We start from the raw sequence: 14,132 nt of genomic DNA, 5'->3' as shown, positions 1-14,132 counted from the left end.
CGAGAAGGACTTCGGTGCCGGGCTCGTGGGTGCCCGGCCGGGTGGCGGACCCTTCGGCAGTCACAGTGATTCCCCGCTGCTCCGGGCGCAGCTGAGGATCGCTGATCTGTGCCTGTCGGGTCGGCATCGGTGTGGCCGAACCCCCTTCGGGATGGGTGGCCACGGCGACACCGCCTCGTGTGGTCTCGGTCATGTTCCAGCCGGACCATCCGGTGCCGCCACCGCGCGACGACGAAGACGATGACCCTCCCGACGGGTAGTCGGGCGTGCTCCTCGGTGCGATTCCGCCGCCGCCGTCCAGCGACTGGCCAGGGCCCTCGCCGCCCAGGATTCGGGCGATGGCGTCGTCGACCATGTCGCGCAGGATCTGATCGCCCTCGGCCATCCTCGCCTCGGACAGGTCCGCGGGCCGGTCCATCGAACCATCACCGGACTCCGAACGCCTCGCCTGCGGCGCGTCCACGTCACTGGTGGTGGACGTGGACTCGGGCGTCGCCGTCTGTGTTTGCGGCGGACGACCATCCCCGGGCGCGGAAATCCGGGCCGATGGTGCCGCGTCGGAAGGCGGCCCCGAATCGAGAGAGGGCACCGGTTCGATCGAACTCGCGTTCACCCCGGCACGCCCGGCGCGCACCCCCGCCCCGATCCCCCCGACGAGGCCGGAGCCGAATCCGGTCCACACCATGGTGGCCAGGTCCTTGCCGCGCAGGTCACCGCCCGTCAAACCCCACGCGGTCAGCCCACCCGCCAAACCACCGGCCATACCGCCCACGCCGCCGGCCGCCACCGTGCCCAGCACACGCCCGCCCGCTTTGATCGCCAACGGCGCGACGCGACGACCGACCTCGACACCGACCAGACCACCGACAGCACCCGCCGCGGCCCCGATCCCGACCTTCCGCCAATCCACCGTCTCCCGGTGGCCCTGCGCGATCTGGACACGTTGCGCGACATAGGGCACTCCGCCGCCGACCACCGTCCCGAAGAACACACCCTTCGTAGCCAGCATCAGCCGCGGGTGCTCCGCGACGAACCGCGCGACCCTGCCCAATATGGTCAACACCAGATCGCGCTGCGCGAGTTCCATCCCCACCCTGGCCTCGGCGCGATCGGAGATCGCCTTCACAATGCTGCCGGGCGGCGGCATGGCCATGTCGATGATCCACTGCGCCAGCAGCGCTGCTGCGATGCCGATGAGGACGTACTGCCCGTACTCGGTATCCGTGGCGTTGGCATACAGTTTCCGGGCCATCGAGTTGTTGAACTCGATCTGCGCCTCTACCTGGTCGAGGATCTTGCGGTACTGCTTCTGTATTTCCGTACCGGTCTCGCCCTCGACCGCCTCGTCCAACCGCTCCAACGCCGCGCGGAGCCGATGCGCCACCGGCACCAGCGCGTTCGCCGCGTCCGACCAGGCGTCGGCGTCGCGGCGCATCGCCTCCGGGTCCCCCTCCGGAAAGTGCCCCAACACCATGTCGGTCAGCCAGTCGGGGAAATAATCCGGGATCCGCACCATCAGGCGCTCGATCGTCCGCGGGCGTGCTCGATGACCAACCGGTGCAGCACTTTCGCGGGCCCGCAGGCGCGCTCGCCACGCAGTTCGACTTCGGTGAACCCTTCCACCACCGCCGCACCAGGATCGAAAAGATCACCGCAGAAGCACGCGCGGATCAGCTGGGCGCGCCACTGCCGGTAACCACGCACGATCGCGGCCAGCGTGTCACCGCGATCCCACGGCCCGCTGATGCGCCGATACTCCATGAGCAGCGACCGGTGCGCCGACTGCCGCACATGCAGGCCTGCCCCCGCCTCGAGTATCCGGCCCAGGTCGCGAACGATCGTCGAATACATCGGCCGGTCCACGGACCCGGCCACCCGCTCACCCGCACCCGCCGCGGCCTCCACCCTTTCGGCGAGCAGTACGGGATTGGCCACCGCAACCCGGTCCAGCAGCATCCACCCACCGGTGACCACGTCCGCTGTGCCGTCGGGCACGCGATGCGGCACCACGCGCGACACCGCGCCATCCCGCAGGTCGGTGATCTCGATCCCGCCCGGCCGAATGAAAGGATATTTGCCGAGGATGCCGTCGACGGCCGCCGAGATCTCGTCGACCGTAGGTTTCGACACACCGGAGTCTTCGAATCCGGCGATCCGGAGGCCGTGGCGAGCGGCCAGCGCCCGCGCGGCGGCCACGGCATCCGGGTCCGTCCGTACCCGGGAGTGCTTCGCTTCCGCCGGTGCCGGTTTCGGCTTGCGCGCTTTCGGGGCCTTGCCGGGTTTCGCCGCGTCGGGCCTCGGCCCCTTGCGGCGTGGCGGGAAGGCCTGATTCTGTGCCGGACCGCCCGGGCTGCGCGACCACGGCGTGCCGGATGTGTTTCGCATCCATGGCGAATCAGCGGGCGGCCTCGTCCATCGAGTCTCCGGCGTGCGCGGGACGGACGCGGGTCCGGACGCGCCGGGCTTGGATGTCGCCGCAGGGGATGGTTCGGCGGCGGTAGGTGTGGCAGTGGCCGGTGATGTCGGGTTTCGCGCGGCGTCTCGCGCCGTTGGCGTCGCCCGGTCCTGGACGGAAGGCGTCGAGGGGAAGTTGGCGGACGGCTCCTGCCCGGACGAGTCGGGAGTACCGGCCGGGCCGTAGTCGCCGGGGTTCGTCGAGCCGGGTGCGATCGGGTTGCTGGTCGGTTGATAGCCGGGCTGTCCTGTTCCCTGTGTGGCAGTAGGGCCACTCGCCGTAGCGGTTGGGTTGTCGACCTGGGTGGCGGGGTTGTCGGCTTGGGGGGTGGGATTGTCAGCCGAGGTGGTCGCAGTGGTGTCGCCGGCGGATCCCGGCTCGGTGTTCGGCGTGGCGCCGGACTGCGACGGCACCGGACGCCGCGACTGCGGCTGGCCGTAAGGAGTGTTGCTGACCGGCATGGAGTCGAACGGGTTCTGCTCGCGGAGCCGGGAGCCGCTGTTGTGGTCCTGGTCGTGCAGCGCCTCGCCCGCGTCGGCGACGCTGCTGCTCATCCCGTGCAGATTGTGGACCAGGTTCTCGAAGCCGGTGATCCCTTTTTCGGACGCAGGCTCGTAGCTGTCGCCGAAGGCCCGGCCCGGCTCGTCGTCGCCCCAGCATTTTCCCTCGGCGGCGAGTCTTTCCTTCAGGCGCGCCAGTTCTCCTTGCGCGGTGTCGGCGATGGCGGCCAGTTCAGGAGTGATGGCTCGCAGCAGGTCCGTGTCCACCCGCAACGATTGAGCCATGCCCCGGTAAACCCTTCGCCCGCGTCAACGACACCGAGAGAGAACATTGTCCGCCAGGATCGTTCCGGCCCCGTGTGCTCTGTTCCCGAGGTTGGGAAAGAACCTCGCCCTCGTCGCCTCGTGGTCCATCGACGGTGGGACATCGCACGGTGGTCGGCTCGAGTCGGGCGTTCGCCGCGCGGATCCCGGGCGCACGGTCGGTGACGCCGGTGCACCGATCGATAGTGTGTGCCATCGGCCTGCCGGACCGAGCCCCCGCCGGGTCGCGATCAGGCGGGCAGGGGCGTGTGATCGCGACAGCTGGGTGCATTGTCGCGTTCGGTGATGCGGACGTACAGCCGGAGCAGCACCTCACGCAAGGTGATGCCGAGCTCGGCGGCGTGCATGGCGGCCAACTCGAGCGCGAGGTCGCTGGCGAGTGTGCCGGGATCGCTGAGCATTTCGTCGAGCACCATCCCGCTGACGGCCTGCTCGCGGGTAAGAGTGACTGTCGGCAGCCAGCTGAGTTCCCAACCGGTGTCAGAGGAATAGGGGAGCAGCCGCGCCGTTTCCGGGGTGATATCGCTGGTGATGATCGAATCGGTGATGTCGAGTGCCATGATCCGCTCTCATTCACTCTGTTCGTTATGACGCGGGACCCGCCGGGCTCGCCCGGAGTGCGGTGACCCGCGCTCGGCCACGGCGCGAACATGATGACTTCGTCCGTGCCGGAATTACTCGGTGCACTGATGCTCAGGGAAGGCGCGAACGACGAAGGCGACGTTGTCATGTAAGGCCACGGATGCGGCCGGATCGGCTCGGCTCGCGCGGTAACGAGGTATCCGTATCCGGCACCTCCTCGAGTTATCGAGCCACCGAGCGCGGCAGGTGGGAAAACCCCTGCGGCGAAGTGAAATTGCGGTGGCTTCGAGATCAAGGCTAGGTAGTGACACCTCATGCTGTCAACGAAGCTTTAGCGCTTCGTGACGATATCTTATGGGCATTTCTGCTCGACAATAGTCATGTAGCTCAGAACATGTCGCCGGTCGGCGGAAGTTGCGCTCCTCACTACCTGGTGGAGTCCGAAAAGCGTGTTTGTGAGCGTCTTCGATCCTGCGGCGGCGGGACATTGATCGTCCAGCCGGATTGCTGGTTGACAACGAAATTCGGCGAACGCGATACATCCGCCGCCACTTGACACTTGACGACTAAAATGTCGCATCGTGATACTCCGTGAGCATGCGTATGCAAGGCGCAGAATGGGAGGCGCGGAATGGCTGACTCGGGCTCGGACGAGCAGGTCGGCAACCTGGTCCGCAGGCTACGACTGGAGCGCGGTTACACCCAAGCGTCGCTCGCCACCAGAGCGGGCTGCTCCCGCAGCCTGATTCAGCAGATCGAGAACGGCAGCAGGATTCCGCCGCTGGCGTTGCGCGAACGTCTGAGTCTGGCGCTCGGCGCGGAGTTGCCGACCGACGGCAGCGCCGATCCCGCGGCCGATCCGACCAGCAGCGCCTACTACGACCTGCGGATGCGATTCAACGTCCTGCTCGGCAAGGACCCTCAATTGGTCTCGCGCGCACTGAGTATCGCGCAGAGCCTGATCGATGCCTCCGGAGCGCGGGCGGAGATCGAGCCGCTGCGCCTGGTCGCCGATCGGCAATTGGAGCGCGCCGAGGAGATCCTCGCGCAGATTCCCTCGCGCAGCGCGACGGTATGGGAATGGAATACCGTCACCGACTGGCTGACGATCCTGGAGCAGGCCACCACGTCGGTGCGCGCGATTCACACCGCGGACCTGGGCACGATCGGCGGCGATGTCGGCGACGACTATCACGCGGCGATCCTGCGCCTGGCCGACATGACCCATCCACCGAAGATCGATGTACGGCGGATGTATGTGCTCGACGACATCTCGGACGTCTGGCCCTACGACGACAAACTGTGGAAGCAGGCCCGATCGGGCGTGGAAAGCGTGCTGGTCAAGCGCGAGTATGCGCGCAACGCGCAGAGCATGCTCGTAGTCGATGACCGCTACGTCGCGGTGGGCGAGTACGACTACTCGCGCCAGGCCCGGGTCGCGACGCGCTTCTCCGCGCTGAAGCACGACGTCGCGTTCGCGGTCCGGCGGTTCGAGAAACTCTACGACCTCCGGCGCGCCGGTTCGGCCATCGTGGTGGACCAGATCGTCGCGCAGCCGCCGCTGGCGGAGTTCGAACGACTCACCGAGGGCAACTGCCGCAGCCTGTTCCGCGCCGCACTCGAGGAGAAATGGAACACCATGCCCGCACCGGGAGACGCTTCAGAAGGCGAGGTTCCGTGACTCAGAGCCAGGTGCTCACCGATCCGCTCGCCGACCTGGCGAGGCTGACCAATCGCTCCGAGGCCAGGAAACGTGAAGTGCGCGGGCATCTTTCGAGAGACACCTGGTTCGCCGGGACCGGTGGCCGCCGCTACTCGGGCGTCATCGACGCCTACCACGGCGAAACCGGCCGGGCTCCGGACGCGCACGCGGTCGCGGCGCTGGACCGGGCATGGCGCGAAAGCCTGCACATCGCACCCCCGGCGGAGTACCTCGACGGCAGGCTCTACGACAAGCGGCAGCCGCTGATTCTGCGGGAACTCGCGGCCCGCAAGCTGTTCGAGCGCCTGTCGCATCCGGTGGAAGGCGTGCCCGGCGTCCGGGTGCGCCCGGAGGAGGCGATCGTCTGCCCGTACTCGAGCACGATGTTGCTCGAGGAGGCGGTGGCCACCCTCGCCAGGCCGGGCGGGGCGATCGTGTGCCCGGAGGGCTTCTACAAGAGTTCCAGCATCCATGTGGAGAAATTCGGCTTGCGAATCGTCTCGTGCCCGGTGGCTCCGGACGACGCGTTCAAGATCGATCCGGCCCGGCTGGCCCGCTGCCTCGCGGAACTGCGGGCGACGGGCGAACTGTGCGGCGTGCTGCTCACACTGCCGGGCAACCCCGTCGTCGCGGATTACACGGCCACCGAGCTGGCGGAACTCGGGCGGGTGCTGCTCGACTGCGGTGTTCCGGTGATCTGCGACATGGCCTTCGACCGGCTGGTGGCCTCGCACATCCCGATCGCGGCACTGCACGTGGAGACCGAGCAGGGCATCCGGCGGCTGTACGACGTGGTGCTGACAATTACGGGGAACTCGAAGGGCTACAACGCCTTCGGCCCTTGCAAAATGGGCGCCGCCTGCACCGGCGACGGCGCGTGGCTGGCTCGGATCCGGGAACGGCTCACGATTTCGTTCCAGCGCGAGACCACCCATCTGGCCCGCGCCATCCTGGAGCACACCTCCGAGGACTACTTCGACCGCAATCACGCGCTGATGCGCGCGCAGATCGATCGGGCATGCGGCCGGATCGCCGCGATCAACACCCGGCTGGGAACCGACGTGCTGCGACCGTTGGGCAACCCGGAAGGCATGTTCGTCTCGGTGGTGTTCGACACCGCGCTGCTCGACAAGGCGGGCGTGCACACGAGTGCGCAGGTGGAGGACATGTTGCTCGCCGTGGCCGGCGTCGACAGCGTCGCGCTGGACCGGACCGGCTCGCTGCGTCCCGGTGTCCGGTTGAACGTCCTCGCTCCGCGCAAGGCGCCGCGGCACGAGTCGCCCGCCTTGATCGAGGAACTCTTCGACCGGCTGGAGCAATTGGTTCGCGACATCGTCGGCGGGCTCACCTATCGCGACGCGCTCGCCGATCGCGGCCTGACCGCTCTGGTGGCGGAGCCCGGGACCGCACGATGATCGTCGGAGTGCTGCGCGAGACCGCGTCGCGGGAGACTCGCGTGGCGCTCACCCCAGACGAGGTGCGCACGCTGTCGACAGCGGGACTCCGCGTTCTCGTGCAGGAAGGCGCGGGTCAAGGCGCGGGTTTCACGGACGAGGACTACAGCGCGTCCGGGGCGGTCGTCCTCGAGGATCGCGCGGCGGTGTTCGAACGCGCGGGCATCGTCGTCTGGGTGAAACCGCCCGCGTTCGAGCTCGACTCGATGCCGCTGCGTGCGGGGACGACGCTGCTCGGCTTCCAGGATCCGCACCACCGGCGCGACGAGATCGACCGGTTGCGCCGTCGCGGCATCGAATCGGTGGCCTTCGACGCGGTGCCACGCGACGACACGACCACCGAGTTCGACGCGCTGTCCACCATGAGCCGGATCGCGGGCGCGGTGGGTTACGCCGAAGGCAGGCGGCTGCTCGCTCCCGGGCGGCTTGCCCGCCCGGTCCGTGCCTTCGTGCTGGGGTGCGGGGCCGCCGGTCTCGCCGCCATCGCGGCCGCGCGCACGTTCGGCGACGAGCGGCCGACGGCGGTCGGCAACCGCATCGAACAGCGAGTGGCCGCGATCGAGGCGGGCGCGGGGAAATTCGTACCGAACCGGGACGACAACGCGGCACTGCTGGACACGCTCGCCGCGACGCCGCCCGATCTGGTCGTCTGCACGGCCGTGCACCGCGGATCCCCGGCGCCTCGCCTGCTCGGACCGGCGGCGCTGGACCTGCTCGGCTCCGGAACGGTGATCGTCGACCTGGTGGCCAAGGCGGGCGGCAACTGCGTCGCGACCGTGCCGGACAAGACGGTCACCCTGCCCAACGGCGTCGTCGTCACGCATCGCTCCAACTATCCGGCGGATCGGCCGGGCTCGGCCAGCCGTGCGTACGGCGCCGCGACGGCGGCGATGGTGCTGCGAATAGCCGGGGGAGCACGGCGAGTCCCTTGACGCTCGATGAGAACGTGTTCTAATTTTTGGCATGCGCAGATTTGACGGCCGCCGCGTGGTGGTGACGGGAGCGGGATCCGGCATCGGTCAGGGCATCGCCTTGCGGCTGCTGGACGAAGGGGCGCAGCTGGTCGCCGCCGACATCGACGCCGCGGGCCTGGCGGCCACCGCGGAGAAGGCGGGCGACGGCGCGGAACGACTGCGGACGGTCGAGGTCGACACCGCCGATCCGGCTTCGGTGCGCACCGCGACCGCAGCGGCGCTGGAGTTCCTCGGCGGACTGGACGTGCTGGTCAACGCGGCGGGCATCCTGCGGCCCGCGCGCACCCACGAGATGCCGCTCGAGGTGTGGGACCAGGTGATCCGGGTGAATCTCACCGGCACCTTCCTCATGACCCAGGCCGCGCTGCCCGCTCTGCTGGACACCGGACGCGGCGTGGTGGTCAACATCTCCTCTACCGCGGCCTTCAGCGCGGCGCCCTACCTCGCCTCCTACGCCGCGTCCAAGGGCGGCGTGAACGCCTTCACACACGCCATCGCCCTGGAGTACGCCAAGCAGGGCTTGCGCGCGGTGAACATCGTTCCGGCCGGCATCACCAGCGGTATCACGACGAAGTCCATCCTGGATCAGCCCGAGGGTTTCGATCCGCAGCTGTTCTCCCGGATGACCGGATGGCTCAACGGGGGAGCGCTGGGCAGCCCGGAGGACATCGCCGGGGTGGTCGCGATGGTCGCCTCCGACGACGGCAAATACATGACCGGCACCGAGATCCGGGTCGACGGCGGCGCGCTGATGTAGTCAGCGGGGACGTCGCCACCAGCAAATGGTGCGGAATCGGCGTGCTCGCATGCCTTCGTTGCTCGACGGTGCAGCCCGCCTGTTCCAACGCCGCCACCACCTCCGGGACCGGGCGCAGGGTGAACCCGTACGAAGTGAACGGAAGCTTCGCCATCGCATTGCCGCTGTTCCGGGTGGCCCGGCGAATACCCGAATACTGTTCTCTCCGGTGTTCGGATACCGCGTTGCCCAGCGAAAGAGGACCGCGATGCGTCGGCCGATGACCCTCCTCGCCGCCTGCGTGCTGGCATTGCTGCCCGCTCAGCCCGCGTCGGCGGCCGGGCCATGGAGTCCGCTCGCGCCGCCGAATCCTTTCCTGGGGCCGACCGGCACCGCCACCATGCACGGTGACGCGGGGTCCTCGGACGCGACACCGCTCGCCGGTCCGGACGCCCGCGCCGCGGCGATCGGCGCGTACCCGCTGGCCTCGGCGTGCCCCACCTTGCTGGAGGGATCGGACCGCCTCGTGGTCGCGCTGTGCACCGCGATCGCGGGACAGACCCCGACGGTGTATCTGCTCGATCCGGCGGCGCCGGGCCCGTTGGCGCCATCGCTCGCCGCGCTGCCGTTGACCAAGGGCAGTCTGCTCGGCGGTGTGTACGCCTACCTCGATCAGGACGACCGTCTGGTGGTCGTGGACGGCACCGACCGGTTGCTCCGGGTCCGGCACGAGCGTGACGCGGCGGGAGCGTGGCGGCTGATCAGCGAAGAGTCCGCCGACCTCGGGTCGGTGATCCCGTCGGGGGACAACGTGACGGGACTCGTTCCGGACTGGTCGGGCAACGTGTGGTTCGCGACCGGCCGGGGAGTGGTCGGATTCGTCACGCCGGCCGGTCTGGTCACCGCGTTGACGCTGCCCGCGGGGGAGCAAGTGGCGAACAGCATCTCGGCGGCTCCGCGTGGACAGGTCGCGGTGGCTACGACGCACGCGCTGTACGAACTGCGCGTCGGCCCATCCGGCGCTCCGGAGATCGCGTGGCGCGCGGCCTACGACCGGGGATCGGCGCGCAAGCCGGGACAGCTCAGCTGGGGCACCGGGTCGACGCCCACCTACTTCGGTCCCGAGACCGGTGCGGACTATCTGACCATCGTCGACAACGCCGACGGACAGGTGCATGCCTTGGTATTCCGTTCCGGAACAGGCGAATTGATGTGCACGGTTCCGGTGCTCGGCGAAGGTGGGGCCGGAAGCGAGAATTCACCCGTCGGCATCGGCCGCTCGATCTTCGTGGCGAGCACATACGGCTACCCGTATCCGGCGCTGCCCGAGGGGGCGGGGCCTGCGTCGCCGCCGAATGCTGCGTTCACCGGGGGGATGACGCGAGTCGACGTCTCCGCTGACGGATGTCACGTGATGTGGGAGAACAAGATTCGCAGTGCCGCCGTTCCGCGGCTGTCCACCGCCGACGGCGCGCTCTACACGGTCGCTCGCGTCGGCTCCGAGCACACCACGCCCGTGGACGGGTACGCGTTCACCGTTCTCGACCCCGAAACCGGTGCGGTCACCGCATCGCATCCGCTGCCCGGCACCATCGTCGACGATCCGCTGGAGACCGCACCGTTGATCACACACGACGGCCGTCTGTTGCAAGGCACGGTCACCGGGATACTGCGCGTCGGTTGAGCCCCCTATCGCCTTGAAGGTGATTCAGGTCATTTTCGCGGAGTGATTCGAGTCGCGGACTGCCGTTGCGGCGGTCCGGTTCGATCGTTGGAGTGCAGCATGGCCGTGCGTCGACGGTGACGTGGGCCACTCCAAGTCGAGTGTCACGGCGTCGATTTCGCGCGGGTCGACGCTCGGTAACGGCAGGTGAGGCGAAGATCACATGCCTCGTTATGGTTGCGGCTCCGGTGCTGAATCGGGCGTGCGGGGCGGGTGAACTGGATCCTTTTCACTCACTGGTTAATGCGGAGCCTGTCGGGGAACTGCCCGGTCTTCCCGGCGTGCCGCTATGTCTTTACCCGGTTTATTACCGCGTAAACAAACTTCTGGTCTCTTTCTATTGGGCGATGACCAGCAACTGCCCTTTCGTGCAAATGAACGTGCAGGTGGGAAGGGGTGTCAGCAACCATGGAGGGGTCTATTGAAACGCTCCGCTAACGCCCGAGACGAGCTCCGATTCATTGCCGTGACGTATTCCCCGTGACTATTCCGGCGGTGTGGCCGGAGCAGTGCCCGGTTGCCGAAATCATGGTCGCCCGGGTCGCATGCAGTTAGCTGGCGCGGGGCGGAAAGGTGCTGCCGCAAGGGTTTGCTGGGGTGCTGCTTTATACGCTTGACCTCGACAGGCAGGGTTGCGTAGGGATAACGGTTGTGTAGAGTTGACGGTAACGCTGGCCGCAGCTAGAGCAGCGACTCGCTGCGGCCAGCGGAACTCAAATGGGGGACTTCCGAACCGATCTGGCGCCGCTTGCTGCCGATTGTCCCAGTCACTTCATCCAGCGTGTGCTGAATGTTGGCTGCGTCACAGTGGTCAGATGATCGCCCGAGGGCTCGGCACCCGGCTTCGCCTGCTCCGTGACCGCGCGGCGCCCCACCCCGAACACGTACACCAGGAACAACGCCTCGGCAGTGAATCCGATCGCGACGCGAATCGGTGTGGGCAGCGGGCTCGGCGTCACGAAACCTTCGATGAAGCCACAGACCAGCAACACTCCGACCAGGCCGAGCGCTACGGTCGCGGTCGCCCTGCCCTGCCTGGCCACCGCCTCCACCCGGCTGAGCCGACCCGGATCGACCAGCGTCCAACCCAGTTTCAGGCCGACGCCACCCGCGACGAACACCGCGGTCAGCTCCAGCGTGCCGTGCGGAAGGATGAAGCCGAAGAACGAATCCAGCCGCCCCGCATCAGCCATCAGGCCCGCGCTGACACCCAGGTTGAGCGCGTTCATGAACAGCAGGTAGACCGCGGGCAGGATCAAGACGCCGGTGAACAAGGCGATCGCCGTCACCCATGCGTTGTTCGTCCATACCTGCGCGGCGAAGGCCTCCTGCGGATGTTCCGAGTAGTACGTCTCGAACGCGCCGCCCGGCGCGGTGAGACTCTTTGTGTCCTCGGGAATTCCGAGCACCTCGCGGGCCGAATCGAACCGGTCCACCCAGACTGCCAACCCGGCCGACACCGACAGGAACACCGCGGCGACGCCGACCCACCACGGCCATGCCCGATAGAGCGCCGCCGGGAAGCGGTGGCTGAAGAACCGTCCGATCTCCTGCCGAGTGTCGGCTCGCGTGCCGAGCACCCGGCCGCGCGCACGCGCCAGCAGCGCGCTCAGCCCGGCGATCAGCTCCGGGTCCGGGCTGTGTGACTGCAGCCGCGCGAGCTGCTGGGAGGTGCGGCGGTAGAGCATGACGAGTTCGTCCGCCTCCGCGCCGGTGAGCTTGCTCCGGTTGGACAGGTAGTCGAGCCGGTCCCACGCCCTGCGGTGCGCCAGGCTGTATGCGTCCACGTCCATTCGGTTGCCTCCCACTCCCGCCGGTCGCAAGAATGCTATCGACATGGCTGAGTTCACCACCGGCGAAGCAGTGGCCCTGGAACTGCCGATCGCCCGCATCCCCACCAGGGCCACCGCGTTCCTGATCGATGTGCTGGCCCAATGCACGCTCGGGTTCGTGCTGTTGTTCGCGATCGTCACGTTGCTGCTGCCCGCTGGCGTCGACTCGGCCTGGTTGGACGTGGTCGTACTGGTGACCATCGTGACCGTGCTGGTCGGGTACCCCGTGACCTGTGAGACCGCTTGGCGGGGACGCACATTGGGCAAGCTGATGCTCGGGCTGCGGGTGGTGCGCGAGGACGGCGGGCCGATCGATTTCCGGCACGCGCTCACCCGCGGCCTGGCGGGCGCGATCGTCGATTTCTGGATGCTGGGCGGGTTCGGCGCCATCGCGGTGCTCACCTCGATGTGCTCGCCGCATGCGCGGCGGGTCGGTGACGTGCTCGCGGGCACCGTGGTCGTGCACGCGCAACGCCCGCTGCCGCCGCCCGCGCTCGCGATCGCGCCGCCGTGGCTGACCGGCTGGAGCGCGCAGCTCGAGCTGTCCGGACTACCGGAAGATCTGGCGCTGGCCGTGCGGCAGTACCTGACCCGCTTGCGCACCCTCACGCCCGCGGCGCAACACCAGCTGGGGACGGCGCTCGTGGCCGAGGTGTGCGGCCGGCTGCGCGTCGCGCCACCGGCCGGTTGTCCGCCGTCGCAGATTCTCGGCGCGGTCATCGCCGAACGGCAGCGCCGGGTGCTGCCGTGGCCGCTGTTCCCGGTCTTCCCGCCGCGCGCCGGTCAGCCGTTCGCCGCCACGTAGTCGTCGATCTCGCGCAGATAGGCGTCCTGCCGGGCGGGCGTGATCCACGAGGCACGGAAGGAGTTCCTGGCCAACTCGACCACCTGATCGGTCCCGAGACCACCTTGCTGGGCGAGCGCGAGGTAGTTGTCGGCAACGTAGGCGCCGAAGTACGCGGGGTCGTCGCTGTTGACCGTCACCGTCAGCCCACGGTTCAGCAGACCGACGATCTCCTCGGCTTTCATCTGCGCCGTGACGAAGGAGTTCGACACCGGACAGCAGGTGAGCGCGATCCCCTTGGAGCAGGCCAGTTCGACCAGACGGTCGTCCTCCACGATGTTGGTGCCGTGGTCGATGCGGTCGACGGCGATGTCCTCCAGCGCCTGGCGGATGTGCTCGATCGAATCCGGCTGGTCGATGTCGCAGTGCATCGTCAGCAGGAACCCTTCCGCGCGGGCGCGTTCGAAGACGGCGGCGAACTTGCTCGGCGGGTTGCCCCGCTCGTCGGAATCCAGCCCCACCCCGAGGATCCAGCTCTTGTACGGCAGCGCTTCAAGCAGCGTCGCCATGGCGTACTCCGCGGAATGGTCGCGCAGGAAGCACAAAATCAGTTCGGCGGATATGCCCAGCTCCCGCCGCGCCCGTGCGATCGCCGACCGGTATCCGCTGATCACCGTGGGGAACGGGATCCCGCGCCCGGTGTGCGCCTGCGGATCGAAGAACAACTCGGCGTGACGCACGCCTTGCCCGTGCGCCCGGCGCAGGTAGTCGAAGGCGAGGTCGTGGAAGTCCTCCGGGCGCCGTAGCACGCGCATCGCGGGGTAGTAGACCTGGAGGAACGACGTCAGGTCATGGAATCGGTAGGTCTGCTTGACCTCTTCCACGCTCTTCTCCGGCAGCTCGACGCCGTTGCGCCGGGCGAGGCGGAACTTCAGCTCCGGCTCCAGCGTCCCTTCCAGATGCAGGTGCAGTTCCGCTTTGGGCAATCCGCGGACGAAGGCGGCGAGATCTGAGGCCATGGGGTCATGATCCTCCTCGGCGCGCGCGCGAGGACGCGCTTCGACGA

The 14,132-nt window shown here is 68.1% G+C and carries 10 protein-coding genes and 1 pseudogene; 6 read left to right on the top strand and 5 right to left on the bottom strand.

Features of this window, described 5'->3' with window-relative positions; genetic code table 11:
* Positions 1–1,132: 1,132 nt before the first annotated feature.
* The 3 genes and pseudogenes from ACWEO7_RS09060 to ACWEO7_RS09050 all read right to left on the bottom strand — a co-directional run.
* A pseudogene (locus tag ACWEO7_RS09060) lies at positions 1,133–1,516 on the bottom strand (WXG100 family type VII secretion target); the annotation flags it as partial.
* Complete coding sequence (locus ACWEO7_RS09055) at positions 1,516–3,240, bottom strand: hypothetical protein (RefSeq protein WP_452422105.1); 1,725 nt, start codon at positions 3,238–3,240, stop codon at positions 1,516–1,518. The pseudogene ACWEO7_RS09060 and the gene ACWEO7_RS09055, both read right to left, overlap by 1 nt.
* A 269-nt stretch (positions 3,241–3,509) precedes the next feature.
* Positions 3,510–3,839, bottom strand: a complete 330-nt coding sequence (locus ACWEO7_RS09050) for a hypothetical protein (protein WP_452422103.1) — start codon at positions 3,837–3,839, stop codon at positions 3,510–3,512.
* A 653-nt stretch (positions 3,840–4,492) separates the two neighbouring features.
* On the opposite strand from ACWEO7_RS09050, the gene ACWEO7_RS09045 reads away from it, so the two are divergent.
* From ACWEO7_RS09045 to ACWEO7_RS09025, 5 genes are all read left to right on the top strand, one after another.
* Positions 4,493–5,542 (top strand): helix-turn-helix transcriptional regulator, encoded by a 1,050-nt coding sequence (locus tag ACWEO7_RS09045; RefSeq protein WP_452422101.1) that lies wholly within the window; start codon positions 4,493–4,495, stop codon positions 5,540–5,542.
* On the top strand, positions 5,539–6,978 hold the full coding sequence (locus ACWEO7_RS09040) for a pyridoxal phosphate-dependent aminotransferase (RefSeq protein WP_452422099.1): 1,440 nt from the start codon (positions 5,539–5,541) through the stop codon (positions 6,976–6,978). Before ACWEO7_RS09045 ends, ACWEO7_RS09040 begins: the two co-directional genes overlap by 4 nt.
* Positions 6,975–7,949 (top strand): hypothetical protein, encoded by a 975-nt coding sequence (locus ACWEO7_RS09035; RefSeq protein ID WP_452422097.1) that lies wholly within the window; start codon positions 6,975–6,977, stop codon positions 7,947–7,949. The genes ACWEO7_RS09040 and ACWEO7_RS09035 overlap by 4 nt, the downstream gene beginning before the upstream one ends.
* Before the next feature lie 31 nt (positions 7,950–7,980).
* Positions 7,981–8,748, top strand: a complete 768-nt coding sequence (locus tag ACWEO7_RS09030) for an SDR family NAD(P)-dependent oxidoreductase (RefSeq protein WP_452422096.1) — start codon at positions 7,981–7,983, stop codon at positions 8,746–8,748.
* A gap of 247 nt (positions 8,749–8,995) precedes the next feature.
* A complete protein-coding gene (locus tag ACWEO7_RS09025; RefSeq protein WP_452422094.1) occupies positions 8,996–10,411 on the top strand; it encodes a hypothetical protein in 1,416 nt (471 codons plus the stop codon).
* An 806-nt stretch (positions 10,412–11,217) separates the two neighbouring features.
* Here the strand turns inward: ACWEO7_RS09025 and ACWEO7_RS09020 are convergent.
* Positions 11,218–12,243, bottom strand: coding sequence for a stage II sporulation protein M (locus ACWEO7_RS09020; protein WP_452422092.1), 1,026 nt, complete (start codon positions 12,241–12,243; stop codon positions 11,218–11,220).
* A 43-nt stretch (positions 12,244–12,286) separates the two neighbouring features.
* On the opposite strand from ACWEO7_RS09020, the gene ACWEO7_RS09015 reads away from it, so the two are divergent.
* Complete coding sequence (locus ACWEO7_RS09015) at positions 12,287–13,087, top strand: RDD family protein (protein ID WP_452422090.1); 801 nt, start codon at positions 12,287–12,289, stop codon at positions 13,085–13,087.
* Here ACWEO7_RS09015 and add read toward each other — a convergent pair.
* Positions 13,066–14,085, bottom strand: coding sequence for an adenosine deaminase (gene add, locus ACWEO7_RS09010; RefSeq protein WP_452422088.1), 1,020 nt, complete (start codon positions 14,083–14,085; stop codon positions 13,066–13,068). The two genes, ACWEO7_RS09015 and add, sit on opposite strands and share 22 nt — an antisense overlap.
* Between the last annotated feature and the right edge of the window lie 47 nt (positions 14,086–14,132).

It is taken from the genome of Nocardia sp. NPDC004260 (assembly GCF_053603155.1).
Note: the sequence above shows the minus strand (reverse complement) of the source record. Positions and strands in the feature narration are given on the sequence as shown.